The sequence below is a fragment of the Terrabacter sp. P5_B1 genome, from assembly GCF_056400505.1.
Genome location: NZ_JBFULD010000040.1, coordinates 1 through 18,155 on the forward strand (window position 1 = coordinate 1; position 18,155 = coordinate 18,155).

The 18,155-nt window shown below is 70.5% G+C and carries 15 protein-coding genes; 2 read left to right on the forward strand and 13 right to left on the reverse strand.

Features of this window, described 5'->3' with window-relative positions; translation table 11 throughout:
* Positions 1–113 precede the first annotated feature (113 nt).
* From carB to efp, 7 genes are all read right to left on the reverse strand, one after another.
* On the reverse strand, positions 114–3,449 hold the full coding sequence (gene carB / locus AC1DP0_RS05010) for a carbamoyl-phosphate synthase large subunit (RefSeq protein WP_478082763.1): 3,336 nt from the start codon (positions 3,447–3,449) through the stop codon (positions 114–116).
* Complete coding sequence (gene carA, locus AC1DP0_RS05015) at positions 3,449–4,660, reverse strand: glutamine-hydrolyzing carbamoyl-phosphate synthase small subunit (protein ID WP_478082764.1); 1,212 nt, start codon at positions 4,658–4,660, stop codon at positions 3,449–3,451. The genes carB and carA overlap by 1 nt, the downstream gene beginning before the upstream one ends.
* A complete protein-coding gene (locus tag AC1DP0_RS05020; RefSeq protein ID WP_478082765.1) occupies positions 4,657–5,994 on the reverse strand; it encodes a dihydroorotase in 1,338 nt (445 codons plus the stop codon). The genes carA and AC1DP0_RS05020 overlap by 4 nt, the downstream gene beginning before the upstream one ends.
* Positions 5,991–6,995 (reverse strand): aspartate carbamoyltransferase catalytic subunit, encoded by a 1,005-nt coding sequence (locus AC1DP0_RS05025; RefSeq protein ID WP_478082766.1) that lies wholly within the window; start codon positions 6,993–6,995, stop codon positions 5,991–5,993. Before AC1DP0_RS05025 ends, AC1DP0_RS05020 begins: the two co-directional genes overlap by 4 nt.
* Positions 6,992–7,594, reverse strand: a complete 603-nt coding sequence (gene pyrR / locus AC1DP0_RS05030) for a bifunctional pyr operon transcriptional regulator/uracil phosphoribosyltransferase PyrR (protein ID WP_478082767.1) — start codon at positions 7,592–7,594, stop codon at positions 6,992–6,994. The genes AC1DP0_RS05025 and pyrR overlap by 4 nt, the downstream gene beginning before the upstream one ends.
* Positions 7,595–7,718: 124 nt before the next feature.
* Positions 7,719–8,132 (reverse strand): transcription antitermination factor NusB, encoded by a 414-nt coding sequence (gene nusB / locus AC1DP0_RS05035; RefSeq protein ID WP_478082768.1) that lies wholly within the window; start codon positions 8,130–8,132, stop codon positions 7,719–7,721.
* Between the two features lie 16 nt (positions 8,133–8,148).
* Positions 8,149–8,712, reverse strand: coding sequence for an elongation factor P (gene efp, locus AC1DP0_RS05040; RefSeq protein ID WP_442277979.1), 564 nt, complete (start codon positions 8,710–8,712; stop codon positions 8,149–8,151).
* 207 nt (positions 8,713–8,919) lie between these two features.
* Here efp and AC1DP0_RS05045 point away from each other — a divergent pair, with 207 nt between their 5' ends.
* On the forward strand, positions 8,920–10,998 hold the full coding sequence (locus AC1DP0_RS05045) for a HelD family protein (protein WP_478082769.1): 2,079 nt from the start codon (positions 8,920–8,922) through the stop codon (positions 10,996–10,998).
* Between the two features lie 34 nt (positions 10,999–11,032).
* Here the strand turns inward: AC1DP0_RS05045 and AC1DP0_RS05050 are convergent, their stop codons facing one another.
* From AC1DP0_RS05050 to AC1DP0_RS05075, 6 genes are read right to left on the reverse strand one after another with little or no spacing between them, the layout of a single operon-like run.
* The gene (locus AC1DP0_RS05050; RefSeq protein ID WP_478082770.1) at positions 11,033–11,326 is read right to left on the reverse strand and encodes a hypothetical protein; all 294 of its coding nucleotides are present in this window, start codon (positions 11,324–11,326) and stop codon (positions 11,033–11,035) included.
* 57 nt (positions 11,327–11,383) lie between these two features.
* Positions 11,384–12,469, reverse strand: coding sequence for a sulfite oxidase (locus AC1DP0_RS05055; RefSeq protein ID WP_478082771.1), 1,086 nt, complete (start codon positions 12,467–12,469; stop codon positions 11,384–11,386).
* 47 nt (positions 12,470–12,516) lie between these two features.
* Positions 12,517–13,380, reverse strand: coding sequence for an enoyl-CoA hydratase/isomerase family protein (locus tag AC1DP0_RS05060; RefSeq protein ID WP_478082772.1), 864 nt, complete (start codon positions 13,378–13,380; stop codon positions 12,517–12,519).
* Positions 13,381–13,407: 27 nt separating this feature from the next.
* Positions 13,408–14,760, reverse strand: coding sequence for a Dyp-type peroxidase (locus AC1DP0_RS05065; protein WP_478082773.1), 1,353 nt, complete (start codon positions 14,758–14,760; stop codon positions 13,408–13,410).
* Between the two features lie 8 nt (positions 14,761–14,768).
* Positions 14,769–15,902, reverse strand: coding sequence for a DUF4331 family protein (locus tag AC1DP0_RS05070; RefSeq protein WP_478082774.1), 1,134 nt, complete (start codon positions 15,900–15,902; stop codon positions 14,769–14,771).
* A gap of 34 nt (positions 15,903–15,936) precedes the next feature.
* A complete protein-coding gene (locus tag AC1DP0_RS05075; RefSeq protein ID WP_478082775.1) occupies positions 15,937–16,473 on the reverse strand; it encodes a hypothetical protein in 537 nt (178 codons plus the stop codon).
* A gap of 291 nt (positions 16,474–16,764) precedes the next feature.
* Here AC1DP0_RS05075 and AC1DP0_RS05080 point away from each other — a divergent pair.
* The coding region (locus tag AC1DP0_RS05080; protein ID WP_478082776.1) for a VldE C-terminal domain-containing protein at positions 16,765–18,155 on the forward strand (1,391 nt) is incomplete at its 3' end.

The following is an 18,155-nucleotide window of genomic DNA, read 5'->3' on the forward strand; positions in this document are numbered from 1 at the left end:
GAGCTCGGCTATGCCCGGCGCGACGAGGGTGAGGTGCTGGTACGCCCCGACCCGGCGCGTCGCGATGACCTCCGCGACCTCCTGGGTGACCCGGGCGCGCAGCACGCGCTCGCTCATGCGCCGACCCCCGCGGTGGCGGTGACGGTCTCGCGCCGGCCGTAGAGGTCGAGGTCGAGCGCGTGGTCCTGGAGGGACTTGACGCGGATCTCCTCGGTCAGTCCGGCCTCGATGCCGAGGACGGCCGCGGCGAGCGTGGCGATGGTCGTGATGATCGGCTTGTCCGCGCTCGTCGTCGCTGCCCGGATGGCGTAGCCGTCGGCCCGCGCATCCTGTCCCGACGGCGTGTTGACGACCATCTGCACCGTGCCGTCGAGGATGAGGTCGACGATCGACTTCTCCCCCGGGGCCTCCCCGTCGCGCTCGGTGATCTTGCGCACGAGGGTGGCCTCGATGCCGTTGCGCTTGAGCACCGCGGCCGTGCCCTTCGTGGCGAGGATCGTGAAGCCGAGGTCGACGAGACGCTTGACGGGGAAGAGCATCGCGCGCTTGTCGCGGTTGGCGACCGACACGAAGATGGCGCCGGAGCGCGGCAGCGCGGAGCCGCCGCCCTGCTGGGCCTTGGAGAAGGCCGAGCCGAAGTCGACGTCGATGCCCATGACCTCGCCGGTCGACCGCATCTCGGGGCCGAGGAGCGAGTCGACCGCGACGCCCTCCTTGGTGCGGAAGCGCTTGAACGGCAGGACCGCCTCCTTGCACGAGACGGGTGCGTGGTCGGGCATCCGACCGCCGTCTCCGGTGGGGGGCAGCATGCCCTCCTCCCGCAGCTCCTTGATCGTGGCACCGAGCATGACCCGCGCCGCGGCGCTCGCGATCGGCACTCCCGTCGCCTTGGCGACGAACGGCACGGTGCGCGACGCGCGCGGGTTGGCCTCGATGACGTAGAGGATGTCCTGCGCCAGGGCGAACTGGACGTTCATGAGGCCACGGACGCCGATGCCCTCGGCGAGCCGGCGCGTGGCGACACGGACGCGCTCGAGCTCACCGTCCCCGAGCGTCGCGGGCGGCAACGTGCACGAGCTGTCGCCCGAGTGGATGCCGGCCTCCTCGACGTGCTCCATGATCCCGCCGAGATACATGTCCTCGCCGTCGAAGAGGGCGTCGACGTCGATCTCGATCGCGTCGTCGAGGAAGCGGTCGACGAGGATCGGGTGGTCGGGTGAGGCCTCGGTGGCCTTCTCGACGTAGGTGACGAGCGAGTCGTCGTCGTAGACGATGACCATGCCGCGGCCGCCGAGGACGTAGGACGGGCGCACGAGGACGGGGTAGCCGATCTCTCGGGCGATGACGAGCGCCTCGTCGGAGCTGTATGCCGTCCCGTGCTTCGGAGCCGTCAGGCCCGCCTTCGCGAGCACCTGGCCGAAGGCACCGCGGTCCTCGGCGAGGTGGATGGCGCTCGGGGACGTGCCGACGATCGGCACCCCCTCGTCCTCGAGGGCCTGCGCCAGGCCGAGCGGCGTCTGGCCGCCGAGCTGCACGATGACACCGGCGATCGGGCCCGCCTCGGCCTCGGCGTGGATGACCTCGAGGACGTCCTCGAGCGTCAGCGGCTCGAAGTAGAGGCGGCTGCTCGTGTCGTAGTCGGTMGACACGGTCTCGGGGTTGCAGTTGACCATGACCGTGTCGAATCCCTTGTCGCGCAAGGAGAACGACGCGTGGACACAGGAGTAGTCGAACTCGACGCCCTGTCCGATGCGGTTCGGGCCCGAGCCGAGGATGATGACGGCCGGGCGCTCGCGCGGCTCGACCTCGGTCTCCTCGTCGTAGGAGCTGTAGTGGTACGGCGTCGTGGCTGCGAACTCGGCAGCGCACGTGTCGACGGTCTTGTAGACCGGGCGCACCCCGAGGGCGTGGCGCACGCCACGGACCACGGCCTCCGGCATACGCCGGATGGAGGCGACCTGCGCGTCGCTGAAGCCGTGGCGCTTGACGAGCCGGAGCAGGTCGGGGGTCAGCTGGTCGGCGTCGGCGAGCATCGCCGCGACGTCGTTGATGAGGGCGATCTGGTCGAGGAACCACGGGTCGATGCCGGTGGCCTCGTGCACCTCCTCCACCGTGCACCCGCCGCGAAGTGCCTGCTGCACCAAGACGATTCGTCCGTCGGTGGGGACCTTGGCCTCTTCGAGCGCACGCTCGGCCGCGACCTTGGTGAGCTCGCCGTCCCAGTGGAAGGTCGCGTCCCGCTTCTCGAGCGAGCGAAGGGCCTTCTGCAGCGCCTCGGTGAAGTTGCGCCCGATCGCCATGGCTTCGCCGACCGACTTCATCGTCGTCGTCAGCGTCGGGTCGGCGGCCGGGAACTTCTCGAAGGCGAAGCGCGGCACCTTGACGACGACGTAGTCGAGCGACGGCTCGAAGCTCGCCGGCGTCTCGCGCGTGATGTCGTTGGGCACCTCGTCGAGCGTGTAGCCGATGGCCATCTTCGCGGCGATCTTGGCGATCGGGAAGCCGGTCGCCTTGGAGGCCAGGGCCGACGACCGCGAGACGCGGGGGTTCATCTCGATGACGATGATGCGCCCGTCGCGCGGGTTGACGGCGAACTGGATGTTGCACCCGCCGGTGTCGACGCCGACCTCGCGGATGATGGCGATGCCGATGTCCCGGAGCCGCTGGTACTCACGGTCGGTCAGCGTCAGCGCCGGAGCGACGGTGATGGAGTCGCCCGTGTGCACGCCCATGGGGTCGAGGTTCTCGATGGAGCAGACGACGACGACGTTGTCGGCGTGGTCGCGCATGACCTCGAGCTCGTACTCCTTCCAGCCGAGGATCGACTCCTCGAGGAGCACCTCCGTCGTCGGGGAGTACTGCAGGCCCTGGCCGCCGATGCGGCGCAGGTCCGCCTCGTCGTAGGCGAAGCCCGACCCGAGGCCACCCATGGTGAAGGACGGCCGGACGACGACGGGGTAGCTGAGGTCCTCTGCCGCAGCGAGAAGCTCGTCCATCGTGTGGCAGATGATCGAGCGGGCCGACTCGGCGCCGCAGCGCTCGACGACGCCCTTGAACTTCTCGCGGTCCTCGCCGAGGTTGATCGCGTCGACGTTCGCGCCGATGAGCGGGCAGCCGTACTTCTCGAGAACTCCGTTGTCGTGCAAGGCGATCGCGCAGTTGAGAGCCGTCTGGCCACCGAGCGTCGCGAGCACCGCGTCGGGGCGCTCCTTGGCGATGATCGCCTCCACGACCTCGGGGGTGATCGGCTCGACGTAGGTCGCGTCGGCGAACTCGGGGTCGGTCATGATCGTGGCCGGGTTGCTGTTGACGAGGATGACGCGGATGCCCTCCTCGCGCAGCACCCGGCACGCCTGGGTGCCGGAGTAGTCGAACTCGCAGGCCTGGCCGATSACGATCGGKCCGGMCCCGATGAYGAGGACGCTCKTGATGTCGTCGCGCTTGGGCATCAGGCGCTCGCTCCCTGCTTCTGGTGGTCGGTCTGTCTGGTCGTCATGAGCTCCACGAAGCGGTCGAAGAGATAGGCCGCGTCGTGCGGGCCGGCTGCCGCCTCCGGGTGGTACTGCACCGAGTAGGCAGGCAGGTCAAGGCATTCCAGTCCTTCGACGACGTCGTCGTTGAGGCACACGTGTGAGACGCGCACGCGGCCGTATGCCGTGTCGCTGTTCTGGTCGAGGGGGGCATCGACGGCGAAGCCGTGGTTGTGCGCGGTGACCTCGACCTTGCCCGTCGTGCGGTCCATGACCGGCTGGTTGATGCCGCGGTGGCCGTACTTCAGCTTGTACGTGCCGAAGCCGAGGGCGCGGCCGAGGAGCTGGTTGCCGAAGCAGATGCCGAAGAAGGGGATGCCGCGGTCGAGGACCTCGCGCAGCAGTGCCACCTCGTGCTCGGCGGTCGACGGGTCGCCGGGGCCGTTGGAGAAGAAGACCCCGTCCGGGCCGGACTGCCCCACCGCGAGGACGTCGTCGATCGTCGCGGTGGCGGGCAGGACGTGCACCTCGATGCCGCGCCGGGCCATGAGCGCGGGCGTCATCGCCTTGATGCCGAGGTCGATGGCGGCGACGGTGAAGCGCTTCTCGCCGACGGGTGGGACGGCATACGGCTCGGCCGTCGTGACCTCCGCGGCCAGGGCGGCCCCGGCCATCTGCGGGCTCGTGCGCACCGCCTCGAGCAGCTCGGCGTCGGGACGGTCGGCGGCGTCGCCGCTGAAGATGCCGACCCGCATCGCTCCGCGCTCGCGCAGGTGGCGGGTCAGCGCCCGCGTGTCGAGGTCGCAGATCCCGACGACGCCCTGGTCGACGAGCTCGTCCTCGAGCTCACGGGTGGCGCGCCAGTTCGAGGAGCGGATCGCGGGGTCGCGCACGACGTAGCCGGCCACCCAGATGCGGGTGCTCTCGTCGTCCTCGGTGTTGACGCCGGTGTTGCCGACGTGCGGCGAGGTCATGACGATGACCTGGCGGTGGTAGCTCGGGTCGGTGAGGGTCTCCTGGTATCCGGTCATGCCGGTCGAGAAGACCGCCTCCCCGACGGTCTCGCCGAGGGCGCCGTAGGACGCCCCCCGGAACGTGCGGCCGTCCTCGAGAACGAGGGTCGCCCCCACTCGCGCGCGTCGGGGCCGGCTGTCGCGGCTCGGCACGGTCAGCGGTGTCTGGGTGGTCACAGGTCAGCTCCCGTGGTCGTTGCGTTCGTCAGTTCTCGTGGGGTGTCCGCCCCATTGCGGAGGTCGTGGGTGACGCGTCCGGAGTGGACCGTCGCGAGGACGGCTCCCTGCAGGGTGCGCCCGTGCCACGGGTTGTTGCGCGAGCGACTGCGGCTCGCTGCGGCGTCGACCGTGACCTCGCGACCGGGGTCGACGAGGGTGATGTGGGCGGGACTGCCGACGGCGAGCTCCCTTCCCTGGTGGGCGAGTCCACCGATGCGGGCCGGGGCGCTCGACATGACCCGGGCGACGTCGGCCCAGCTGAGCAGGCCCGACCGGACCATGACGTCGCTGACGACCGACAGGGCCGTCTCGAGGCCGAGCATGCCGAACGCCGCGTCGACGAAGGCGTGCTCCTTGTCGTGGCGCGCGTGTGGCGCGTGGTCGGTGGCGACGGCGTCGATGGTGCCGTCCGCCAGGGCCGCGCGCAGCGCCTCGACGTCCTCCGTGGGCCGCAGCGGCGGGTTGACCTTGAAGACGGGGTCGTATCCGACGAGCAGGTCGGTGGTCAGCGCCAGGTGGTGCGGCGTGACCTCAGCGGTGACCGCGATGCCCTGGGCCTTGGCCCACCGGATGACCTCGACGGTGCCCGCGGTGGAGACGTGGGCGACGTGGACCCGCGAGCCGGTGTGCCGCGCGAGCATGACGTCGCGCGCGACGATCGACTCCTCGGCGATGCCCGGCCAGCCGGGCAGCCCGAGACGACCGGACACCTCGCCCTCGTGGCAGCAGGCCTCGCGGCCGGCGAGGCGCGGGTCCTGCGCGTGCTGGCTGATGACGCCGTCGAAGGGTTTGACGTACTCGAGCGCGCGCCGCATGATGCGCGCGTCGTGGACGCAGTGACCGTCGTCGCTGAAGACGCGCACCTTCGCCCGCGACCGGGCCATGAGGCCGAGCTCGGCGAGCTCGGCGCCCTCCAGTCCCTTCGTCACGGCACCGACGGGGACCACCTCGGTGAGGCCGCACGCGCGCCCGAGGTCGAGGACGCGTTCGGCAGCTTCGGCGGTGTCCGTCACGGGGCTCGTGTTGGCCATGGCGAAGACGGCGGTGAAGCCGCCGGCTGCCGCGGCCGCGGACCCGGTGGCGATGGTCTCGGCGTCCTCGCGGCCCGGCTCTCGCAGGTGCACGTGGAGGTCGACGAGGCCGGGGAGGGCCACGAGGCCGTCGGCGTCGAGCACCTCGGCGTCGGCCGGCGCGGACACCGAGCCGACCTCGGTGATGACGCCGTCCTCGACGAGCAGGTCGGCCGACTCGGTGCCGAGGAGGCGGGCGCCGCGGATCACGAGGCGGGTCATCGGACGGCTCCTTCGGTGGCGGGGACGGCTCCGGCGGCGACCGGGGGCGTGTCGTCGCCCGCGAGCAGGTGGTAGAGCACGGCCATCCGGACGGCGACACCGGCGGAGACCTGGTCGAGGACGACCGACTGCGGCGAGTCGGCCGCCTCGGGGGCGATCTCGAGCCCCCGGTTCATCGGGCCGGGGTGGAGCACGAGCACGTCGGGGTTGCGGGCGACGAGCCGCTCGAGCCGGTCGCGGGTCAGGCCGTAGCCGACGGTGTACTCGCGGGCTGTCGGGAAGAACCCGCCGCTCATCCGTTCGCGCTGGACGCGGAGCATCATGACGGCGTCGACGGGACCGTGCTCGCTGTCGCCGTCGAGGACGGGGTCGAGGTCCCAGCTCGTCGCGAACCCGTCGGCCRCGCTCCACGCCGCGATGCCGCTGGGCATCAGGGTGGGTGGGGCGACGACCGTGACGCGCGCACCGAGCGTCTTGAGGGTGATGACGTTGCTGCGGAAGACTCGCGAGTGGGTCAGGTCGCCGACGATGACGACGTGCTTGCCGTCGAGCTCACCGAGGCGGGTGCGCAGGGTGTAGGCGTCGAGCAGGGCCTGCGTCGGGTGCTCGTGGGTGCCGTCCCCCGCGTTGATGACGCTGCACCGCACCCACTGCGCGACCTGGTGGCAGGCGCCGGAGGCGTGGTGACGGATGACGAGGGCGTCGACCGCCATCGCGTCGACGGTCATGGCGGTGTCGCGCAGGCTCTCGCCCTTGCTCGTCGAGGAGCCCTTGGCCGAGAGGTTGATGGTGTCGGCCGACATCCACTTGCCCGCGATCTCGAAGGAGCTGCGGGTGCGCGTCGAGTCCTCGAAGAAGAAGTTGATGACGGTGCGGCCGCGCAGCGTCGGCACCTTCTTGACCTCGCGGCGCTGGAGGTCGTGCATCGACGACGCGGTCTCGAGGATGTCCTCGACCTCGGCGCGGCTGAGGTCGGCCGAGGAGATGAGGTGCTTGGTCATCGGGCGTCACCCCCGCTGATGCGGACGACGTCGAGGCCGTCGACCTCGGCGACGCGGACGTGCACCCGCTCGTCCCGCGAGGTGGGGAGGTTCTTGCCGACGTGGTCGGCGCGGATCGGCAGCTCGCGGTGGCCGCGATCGACGAGGACCGCGAGGCGCACGGCGCGGGGCCGGCCGAGCTCGGACAGCGCGTCGAGGGCGGCTCGGATCGTGCGGCCGGAGTAGAGGACGTCGTCGACGAGGACGACCACCTGGTCGTCGATGCCACCGGCCGGGATGCGCGAGCGGTGCGCGGTGCGCACCGGGTTGCGGCGCAGGTCGTCGCGGTGCAGCGTGATGTCGAGCTCTCCGACGGGGATCGGAGACCCCTCGACCTGCTCGATGGCGGCAGCGAGTCGGCGGGCCAGCGGGACCCCGCGCGAGGGGATGCCGAGGAGGACGAGCCCCTCGCTGCCCTTGTTGCGCTCGAGGATCTCGTGACCGATGCGCCGGAGCGCCCGGGAGATGTCGCCCTCTGTCATGACGTCGCGAGCGTCGTCGGGGATGCTCGAGCGATCTGTCGGTGAATGGTCTGGTGCACTCAGGTCAGGGCAAGCCATCGCCGCCGGACCTCCTTCCCCGCCTCACAGGACGGTGGTTAAAGGATGTTCCGCGAGGGAGTCTAACGCGGGGGCGCCGACCCCCTGACACCGGTCCGTTCCTCGGCCATGCGCTCCCGAGTGTTCAGACGATGGTCGCCTTGACCTCGGCCAGGCGCGCGAGCAGACCGTTGACGAAGGCCGGCGACTCGTCGGTCGACAGGTCGGTGGCAAGGGCTACGGCCTCTGAGATCGCGACCCCGTCGGGGATCTCGTCGTTCCAGAGGACCTCCCACGCGCCGAGCCTCAGAATCGCGCGGTCGACGGCGGGCATCCGCTCGAGCGTCCAGCCCTGGCTGTAGTCGGTCAGCGCCGCGTTGATGTCGTTCCACTTGCCGACCACCCCGCGCACGAGCTCGGAGGTGTAGGGGTTGTTCGCCGCCCGCGACTCGCGGTCGGCAAGTCGCTCGTCGAGGAGCGTCTCGGCGTTGAGGCCGCGCTGGTCCGCCTCGAAGAGGATGTCGAGGGCCCGGGTACGAGCCTTGCTGCGTGCTGCCAAGGGAATTCGCGTCCGCTCAGTCGTTGACGCGGCCGAGGTACGACCCGTCGCGGGTGTCGACCTTGACGCGGGTGCCGGACTCGAGGAAGAGCGGCACGTTGATCTGGGCGCCGGTCTCGAGGGTGGCCGGCTTGGTGCCACCGGTCGAGCGATCGCCCTGCAGGCCCGGCTCGGTGTGGGTGATCTCGAGGACGACCGACGCGGGCAGCTCGACGTAGAGCGGCAGGCCCTCGTTGGTGGCGACGATCGCGTTCTGGTTCTCGAGGAGGTAGTTGGCGGCGTCGCCGACGACGGCCTCGGACACCTGGATCTGGTCGTAGGTGTCGGTGTCCATGAAGACGAAGTCGGTGCCGTCCTTGTAGAGGTACTGCATCGTGCGCTTGTCGACGTTGCTCGTCTCGACCTTGGTGCCGGCGTTGAACGTCTTGTCCACGACCTTGCCGGACAGGACCGCCTTGAGCTTGGTGCGCACGAAGGCCGGGCCCTTGCCGGGCTTCACGTGCTGGAACTCGACGACGGACCAGAGCTGTCCCTCGATGTTGAGCACCATGCCGTTCTTGAGGTCGTTGGTCGAAGCCATCGTCACAAACCACTTTCGTATGCCGGCCGGCCCGTTCGGGTGCCACTGGGCACGCCTGAGCCCCGGACGTTCATTGACTCGGGGAGTTGCCGCACGAGTCTAGCCGGGCGGCCAGCTGATCGCGGAATCGTCACGGCGGTCGAGGCGATCCGGGGTGTAGGCTCGCGCCTCCCCCTCGCACCCCCGGCCACGAAAGGCGGCTTCGTCATGCCCCCGTCCCCGAGCGCCGGCCCCGCCGCCGCGGCACCGGAACATGGGCTCGCCGACGAGCTGGCACGGGAGCAGGCGTACCTCGACGACGCGCGCGAGCAGCTGTCCCGGATGCGCCGGCTGGCCGAGTCCCTCGACGCGTCGAAGGCGAGTGACGCGATCTCGGGCGAGGTGCTCGGCTGGGTGCTCGCGCGGCGCATCGCGTCGCTCCAGGACGACCCGCGCACGACGCTCTTCTTCGGCCGCATCGACGTCGACCCCGCAGACGGACCGGCCGAGCAGTTCCACATCGGACGGCGCCACGTCTCCGACGAGGCGGGCGACCCCGTCGTCGTGGACTGGAGAGCCCCGATCTCGACCGCCTTCTACCGGGCGTCGCCGCTCGAGCCGATGGACGTCGTGCTGCGGCGCCGGTTCGGCGTCGACCGCGGGCGCCTCACGGCGTTCGAGGACGAGCACCTGCGTGAGCCGGCGCAGCCGGACGGGTCGGCGGGCTCGATCCTCGCCGCCGAGATCGAGCGGCCCCGCACCGGCCCGATGCGTGACATCGTCTCGACGATCCAGCCGGAGCAGGACGAGATCGTCCGCAGCGACGTCGCCGTCAGCGTCTGCGTCCAGGGGGCACCGGGCACCGGCAAGACGGCGGTCGGCCTGCACCGTGCTGCGTGGCTGCTCTACTCCTTCCGCGAGCGCCTCGACCGCTCCGGCGTGCTCGTCGTGGGCCCCAACCGCGCCTTCCTCGACCACATCGGCGCCGTCCTGCCCTCGCTCGGCGAGGTGCGGGTCGGGCACGCGACCATCGAGTCCCTCCTCGACCACGGCGCTGTCCGCGCCGAGGAGCCGGTCGCCGTCGCCACCCTCAAGGGCGACGCCCGGCTCGCCATGGTGCTCCGCCGGGCCGTCTGGTCGAGGCTGCAGCCCCCGACGGAGGCGCTCGTGGTGCCGCGCGGCGTGCGCAAGTGGCGCGTGCCGGCATACGAGGTGGCCGAGATCGTCGAGGAGCTGGCTGCCCGCGGGGTGCGCTACTCCGCCGCACGCGACCTGCTCCCCCAGCGGCTCGCGCACCACATCCTCCTCGAGATGGAGCGTGCCGGCGACGCCCCGGACGACCGCGTTCAGGACGCCGTCGCGAGGTCCGCAGCCGTGAAGAAGTACGTCGCGTCGGTGTGGCCGGCGCTCGACGCGCAATCGGTGCTGCACCGGCTGTGGTCCGACGCCGACGCCCTGAGGATCGCCGCCGGTGACGACCTCACCGCCGAGGAACAGTCGGTCCTCTTGTGGGACAAGCCCGCTCGCACCAAGGGTGCGGCTCGCTGGTCGCGCGCCGACATGGCCCTGCTCGACGAGATCGAGGACCTGCTGCGGCGCGAGCCGAGCCTTGGCCACGTCGTGCTCGACGAGGCCCAGGACCTCTCCCCCATGCAGTTGCGCGCCGTCGGACGACGCTGCTCGACCGGGTCGGTGACGGTGCTCGGCGACCTCGCCCAGGGCACGACGCCGTGGGCCACGGCGTCCTGGGCGGAGGCGATGCGTCACCTCGGCAAGAACGACCACGACCTCGTCGTGCTCGACCGCGGCTTCCGCGTGCCCGCCGTCGTCATCGAGTACGCCGCGCGTCTGCTGCCCCTGATGGCGCCGGGGCTGGGTGCGCCGGTGTCGGTGCGTGACAACCCCGGGCGCCTCGACATCCGGCCGGCCGGGGCGGATGGGCTGGCGGCCGAGGTGGTGGCCGCTGTCGCACGCGCCGCTGCGGAGCCCGGCTCGGTCGGTGTCATCGTCCCGGACCGGGACGTCTACACGATGTCGGCGTCGCTCGCGGCGGCTGGCGTTGCACACGGGCGGCTCGACCGCGACCACGGGGACGACGAGGACCACCAGGTCGAGGTGGTTCCGGCGAGCGTCGCCAAGGGCCTCGAGTTCGACCGGACCGTCGTCGTCGAGCCCGCTGCGATCGCGGCGGCCGAGCCCGACGAGCGCACCGGGCTGCGGCGGCTCTACGTCGTGCTGACCCGCGCCGTGTCGGAGCTGACCATCGTGCACGCCGAGCCCCTGCCCGAGGCCCTCGGCGCCGCCTGACCGCGTGGCTCGGGTGGCCTCGGGAGCAGACCGCTCACTGGAGACCCTGATGGGCGGCCCACATCGCCCCCGCCCGGTCGGCGGCGGCATCGATGAGCCTCGCGAGATCGGGCCGGTCGGGCACCGTGAAGGACACGTAGGCACCGCGGCCAGCCTCGACGGGGCGGCCGTAGGCCTTGGCGGCGAGGTGGCCGTTCGGCAGCATCCGGACGTTGAGGGTGTCGAGCCGAAAGGTCTGGCCACGGCGCGTGTCGGTCCACCGGAGCGCCTCCGGGATGGTCACGTTGATCGCCATCGCACTGATGACGAGCTCCTCGTCTCGGCTCACCCGAGCAGACTCCCACGCGCTCGCACCCTCGGTGGTTCGAGGCCGGGGGCCGCGCTCTCACCGCACATCGACGGAGGCGACCTCGATCGCGTTGTTCCCGTACCCGAGTCGGTTCCAGGGCGGCACTTCGGGCTGCACCTGGCCGGCGGCGTCGGTGGCGCGGGCAAGGATGCTGTGTCGGCCGGGGCCACAGGTCCACTCGAACGACCAGTCCTGCCACTGATGTGGTCCTGTGGGCGGCTGGAGGTCCGCCGGGACCCACTCGCCGCCCCCGGTGAAGCTCAGGTCCACCTGGGTCACCGGGCCGTTGCCGGACCAGGCCTTCCCACGGATCGTGTGCGTGCCCGGTGCCAACGCGGTGCCTGGCTCGGGATCGGTGACGCGCGCCCGGACGAGCATGTGGGCGACGGGCTCGGGATCGCGGTCGGGCCACTGGTMCATGTAGTGCCCGGTCTGGAACTCGCCGGAGAAGGGCTCGGTGAGGACATCGAGCCGGGTGAGCCACTTCACCGAAGCCACCGCGTACCGGCCCGGCACCACCAGCCGGAACGGCGCTCCGTGGTCGGGTGTCAACGGCTCGTCGTTCATCGCGTAGGCGATCAGGATGTCGGCCGCCCGGTCGATGGCGTGCTCCAGGGTGAGGGACCGTACGAACGTCAGGGGGGRCGGAGTGTCCGGCAGGACGGGAGTGAGGTGGTAGGTGCCGGAGTCGGCGCCCTCACAACGGAGCTCGACCCCGGCCGCGTGGGGGGCTGCCTGGGAGATCACGTCGCTCAGGCGGGCACCCGTCCACATGGCGGTGGACACGGCATACCCGCCCCACGGCTCACCGACCGGAAGCGGCCTGGTGTCGAGACGACCGTTCCCGGCGCACTCCAGGGTCACGGCACGGCTCACCGCCGGCAGGGCCTGCAGGTCGTCGAGCGTCAGGGTGGTCGGGTTCTCGACGGCACCGCCGACGTGCAGCAGCCCGTCATGTGTTGGCAGCGAGAAGTTGCTGCGCACGTAGTGCAGCTCGGTCGGTGTGAGATCCGCGGTCAGTGCCCCGGGTGGCGCCTCGGCGTTGAACGGCGCCGGGTTGATCATGATCAGGTCGGCGCGTGCTTGTCTGAGCTGGTCCGCAACGTCGTCCGCAACGGTCATGGTCGCTCTCCTCGTGCTCGGTGGGCCTGCTGGGCGATGGGCACGCCTCAGTAGTCGGAATCTCGAAAAGTGGGGTCTCGGCCGTCGTTGAACGCGCCGATGCCCTCGACCCGGTCCGGGTGCACCGCCGAGCGCCAGTGCGCCTCCATCATGATGGCGATCGCCTGCTCGGTGGGCTGCCCCAGGCCCAGCTGAACGGCACGCTTGACGGCCTGCACGGCGGTGGGCGAGTTGCTGGCGATCTTGTCGGCGATCCGGAGCACCGCGGTCATCAGGTCGGCGGGGTCGTGCACCTCGGTGACCATGCCGAGCCGGTAGGCCTCCTGGGCGGTGATGGGATCGCCGGTGAGCAGCATCTGCATGGCCCGGCCAGGCGGCAGCAGACGCGGGAGCAGGACGGGTGATCCGCCCCCCGCCGAGAGGCCGATCATCGACTCGGGCTGCCCGAAGGTGGCGTTGGACGAGGCGATGATGAAGTCGGCGCTCTGGGCGATCTCGGACCCGCCGCCGTAGGCGATGCCGTTCACCGCGGCGATGACCGGCTTGCGCATCTGCCGCAGCGTGTAGAGGGTGCGGTCGAAGGCCTGCCGCTGCCGCAGCCACTCCTTTTTCGTCATGCTCTTGCGTTGGCGCAGGTCGCTGCCGACCGAGAAGGCACGGTCTCCAGCGCCGGTGACCACCACGACGCGCACGACCGGAAGCACCGCAATCGACTCGAGGATCTCGGTCAGGCGAACACCCATCTCGGTCGAGATGGCGTTGTCCGCGTGCGGCCGGTTGAGGGTGACGACCGCGACGTGGTCGTCCGCGCCGTAGTCGAGGAGCACCGGCTGGTCGGGCTCGACCGCGTCGGCTGCCGGTGGCGCAAAGTCCAGCGCCTGCCAGCGTTCGGTGCCGGTCTGGTCTGTCATGCCGTCTCCTTCGGTCGTGCCGCGCACTCACGTGGTCAGCTCCGACAGCCAACGGAGGGCACGCAGCCCCGGCGCGAAGCAGTACTCGCCGCCGCGCGTCACGACGAACGGAGGCAGGTCGTGCAGTCTGCGCCGGATCGGTTGCTGCGGAATGGTGAACGTCCCGCCGTCGGCAGCCCCGACCAACGGGTCCTTCTCGGCCGGCGCCCCGATGAAGATGCCGTCGTTGAGCCACTGGGTCTTGACGAACTCGAACTGGCGCTTGAGGTGGGAGCCGACGAAGACGAAGATGATGCCGCGGTCCACACCGTCGTCTTCGAGCACTCCGTCGGGCAGCATCGGGCCGTAGCTCGTGCCGCGACGGATCATCCGGTGCAGCCGAACGTCGGTGCTGAGCTCGTGCGCCAGCGCGTCCCTGGGATTCGCCCGACGCGCGTGCGCCCCTGCCGGGCACTTGAACCCGCGAAGGTCCGAGTCGTAGAGAAAGGCGTTGTTGCGCTGGGGGTCGGCACCCAACCCGGGGTCGTCCTGGTCTGGGCTGAGGGTCAAGGGTGCCCCGCTCTGCCAACGTCCCACCATCTTCGCTCCGAGCAGCGCCTCCTCCTCGCGGTTGGCGGCCCTCTCACGCAGGTAGCTGCGGTATGCGGCCACGCGCGTGTGCAGCTTGCGGAAGACGATGTAGGTGCCGTTGCGGCCGAGAACCTCCGGCGACGGCATCGGCGGCAGTCCCCCGGTCTCGTCGGGGTAGCCGAGGATGAACTCCCCCGCTCTGATCGGTGCCTCCCGAGGGTTGGAGTTCGGGTGCCCGCTCCCCTCGACAGCCGGCTGGCCGATCCCGTCCTTGAACCCGAACGACGTGCGGCCGGTGGGCAGCTGGTAGCAGTCCTGGCGCCAGATCAGGTGGACGCCGGGGATCTCAGCCTGAACCCGCCTAGCGCGCTCGGCAACGGCCTCGAGGCGTTCCGCATCCGGGGACAGCACGGACAGGGCGACGTGGACGTCGGGGCTTCCCAGAGGCTGCTCCCAGTGCTCCGGCGCGCTGGCGCCGACGTCCCCCAGCTCGGCGGCGCGGGCGGCCATACCCTGGCGGAACTCGGGCGCGAAGCTGTCCAGCGACTCCTGCGGCACCCCGAGGGCTTCGAGACCCCGGTAGGTGAAGGCGACGCTCAGCCACGCGTCCGGCACCTGCCCGGTCCTGGAACGTTCTGGGTCGAGTAGGGGCAGCAGCCTGCGGACGAGCTCTCGACCGTCCCGGCGGTCGTCGATACGAAGGAGAAGATACGCGCCGACATAGGGAGAAGGCCGTTCGTGCAACGCACCCGCCTGGATGTCGTCGAGCTCGAGCGGCGAAGGAGCTGTCGGGTCGGTCAAGGAGGCCACGGAGATCCTCAGTGGTGCTCGGGGAGGTGGGGCGGGTCCGGGCTCGGCTCCGCGAGGTAGGGGAAGGAGGGGGTGGCGGGCCGCGTGGCGGCGTCCACGCCGTCGCGGATCGTCGGCCCCTTTCCTGCGTTGACGAGCAGCGTGAAGATCGTGTCCATCACGTCGTCGTTCAGGGCCCGGCCCCCGCACGTCTGATGTGGACGGCCTCGAAGCACGGCATGCTCGATCTCGAAGAAGGACCCGCGTTCGGCGTACGGCTTGCGGACGTCGACGACCAGGAAGTCGTCGAGGACGACCTCGGTGAGCGGGTGCACTCCCGCCTCGTCCAGGGGCCAGTCGGTCTTGCCGTCCAAGCCGTCCCAGAACGCGAGGTTGGCATCCAACCGCGCTCGGTAGGCGCCTTGGTAGCCCTCGGCGAGGTGGAACGCGTCCTCCATGTTGTAGAGGTCCCGAATCTCGAGGTCGCGGTTGACCGGGTCGAACTGTTTGGGCGCCAGCATCATGTTCTTCACCTCTGGCCGCCCGACGCGCTCGATCCGCACGTTGTGCCGGCCGCGGGTGAGGGTCTCGGCGACGACTCCGACGAGCTCCACGTCGGCACCCAGGACCGACGCACAGTCGATCTCGACGACGAGGCCGAGCACGCTCTTGCCGTCGAGATAGATCGCCCCCTGCTCGGTGAACGCGAGCTGTCCGGTGGCGATCGTCTTGAGCGCCGCGGGGGCGTCCATGATGAAGGGGTCCCACCGGACGCCGGCGAACACCCGGAGACCATCGCGCGTGCCGCCCTCCGGATCGTTGACCCGGAACGAGACCTCACCCCCCGAGGAGACGGTGCACGATCCCGACTGGCTCGCGGCGTCGCCGTCCACCGACGGCTCGGAGAAGACACAGTCGAGGGCGAGCTCCTCGGTCGCGACGTCGAACAGCCGGCGGCCGGATCCGTCCGCGAGGCTCAGGGCACGGACCCGGAAGCGGTAGACGAGCCCTTCCGAGAACGCGTCGGAGGGTTGGGCGAACGGCATCGTGTTCATGACCATCACCAAGTGCCCCGGGTGCTCCGGGCTGGGAAAGGCATAGACGTCCGTGATGTCGGCGACCGGCTCCGCCAGCGCTCGGGGGCCGGAGATGTGATCGGACACGTGGCTACCTCAGGGAATGGTGGGCGCGACCGGGTCAGTCCGCAGCCTCGTCGAGCAACGGTTTCAGGGCCGGATGCTGCAGTGCGTCCGCTGCGGCGGGGTCGTCCAGCACCTTCTGGAAGGCGTCGTTGACCCGCTCGGCCTTGCGGATCTCCTTCACCGTGCCCGGGTAGTTCCGGGCATAGCCGCCGGCGGTGGTCTGAGCGCTGAGGATGAACTCCTTGACGGCTGCCAGGTCGGGCAGGCCCTCATATCCCACGACGTGCCGGAAGATCGAGTCGAAGAGCTGGAGCGGCTTCGAGGCGAAGTCCACCATGTAGGAGTCCCACGGGCCGTCGAAGCTGGTGGCGAAGAGGAGCCGGGTGTCCTCGTCGAAGGGCACGAACCGGGCTTCGTGGATGACCTCGATCGGCATCTCGTAGTCGCCCGGCCGGTAGCCGGGGGCCGCCTGCAACGCCTCGAGCGCTTCGCGCAGCGCCGGTCCGTGCCCCGGTTTCACGTGGAAGAACAGGCTGAACTCACTGGTCGACCCGACCTGCACGCCAGGACGTGACGGGGTTTCAGTTGCCAAGGCAGCTCTCCTCATCGATTCACCGTCGTGCGAGCGATTCTCGGACGACGCGTGGGTCGACCGTGCTCTCGGCACGGGGCTCGGGACATCACTCGTGGAGGATGACAAAGCGCCGATACCGTCCGGGTGAGCGTCACCGCGCCGAAGCATTGGCAGCCCGGCGGGAGACCGTGCGGGCCATCTGAAACTTTCCGCGCGCGCAAGTACGTCTCAAATGTCACCATTGTCCGCATCCCCGCACCGCGCCCGATATCGCCGCGCTGCTGCCCGCTGTGACGAGACGAGCCCGAGATGCCAGACCACACCCAGACCCGTCGCGCCGGGCCACGCAGGCTCGCGTCGGCGATGCTCGCGATCACCGTTGCCACCACCCTCGCCGCCGCAGGGACGCCAGCGGCCGCCGCGACGCTGCCCGCCACCGGGACCGCCCTGCCAACGGCTGCGGCAGTGGTCGTCCCTCCTGTGCCCGCCGGGATGCCTGCCGGGATCGAACGGCCTGCCGCGTACGTGCCGTCCAACGACTGCGACCCGGTCGCCAAGCCGGGCACCGTCCGGCTCGGCGATCTGCTCAAGGCGACGTACGGCTCGTACTACAGCACGGTCGAGACCTGCGCGCCAGGACCGGCCTCGACCAGCGAACACTTCGACGGGCGCGCCATCGACTTCTTCCTCACCGTGCGGGACGCCACCCAGAGCGCGCAGGCGTCCGCCTTCCTGTCCTGGCTGACGGCGCCGGACGCGGCCGGCAATGCGTTCGCGAACGCGCGCCGCCTCGGGGTCATGTACGTCATCTGGAACAACAAGATCTGGGCGACCTACCGCGCCTCGGAGGGGTGGCGCCCCTACCTGAACTGCGCCTCGACGCCGGCGACCAGCTCGGACACGAACTGCCACCGCAACCACATCCACATCAGCATGTCGTGGGAAGGGGCGATGGGCCGCACCTCGTACTGGACCAAGACGGTTGCGGCTCAGGACTTCGGGCCCTGCCGTGTCCCGGACCTGAACTGGGCGCCGCGGTACGCCGGCTTCAACCCGAACCAGTGCCGGAGCTACCCGACCGTGGCGGCGCCCTCCGGCTCGAGCGCCCTGCTGACGACCTTGGTCACGAACTCCGGGATGGACCTTCGGTACGGCTCGAGCGGCCCGGTCGTGGCCGCCGTCCAGACCGCCCTCAACGTGAGCGCCACGGCAGGGTTCAACAGCCAGACCAAGGCCGCGCTGACCGGATGGCAGAGTGCGCACCAGGTCGCTGCGACCGGGGTCATGGACCCACCCACCTGGCGGGCCATGCTCAAGGCGTTCGGCTCCGGGGCACCCCCGAGCGGGGGCGGCGTCCACGGCTTCGACGCCGACGGGATCGCTGACGTCCTTGCGGTCACCTCGACGGGCAGCCTGCGGTTCTACCGAGGGAACGGCGCCGGCTACGTCACCGGCGGGTCACAGATCGGGCTCAGCTGGAACATGTTCAACACGGTGTTCTCCCCTGGCGACTTCACCGGTGACGGAAAGGCAGACCTGGTCGCCCGAACCCCGTCCGGGGCGCTCTTCCTCTACCGCGGCAACGGCGCCGGCGGGTTCACCGGTGGCGGCGTGCAGATCGGCGCCGGCTGGAACATGTTCAACACCGTCTTCTCTCCCGGCGMCTTCACCGGCGACGGGAAACMCGACCTGCTCGGCCG

What these genes read in the sequence shown, in the direction of transcription:
- AC1DP0_RS05020 (WP_478082765.1), bottom strand. Translation starts at nt 5,994, where the DNA reads ATGACCCGCCTCGTGATCCGCGGCGCCCGCCTCCTCGGCACCGAGTCG.
- pyrR (WP_478082767.1), bottom strand. Translation starts at nt 7,594, where the DNA reads ATGGCTTGCCCTGACCTGAGTGCACCAGACCATTCACCGACAGATCGC.
- efp (WP_442277979.1), bottom strand. Translation starts at nt 8,712, where the DNA reads ATGGCTTCGACCAACGACCTCAAGAACGGCATGGTGCTCAACATCGAG.
- AC1DP0_RS05045 (WP_478082769.1), top strand. Translation starts at nt 8,920, where the DNA reads ATGCCCCCGTCCCCGAGCGCCGGCCCCGCCGCCGCGGCACCGGAACAT.
- AC1DP0_RS05060 (WP_478082772.1), bottom strand. Translation starts at nt 13,380, where the DNA reads ATGACAGACCAGACCGGCACCGAACGCTGGCAGGCGCTGGACTTTGCG.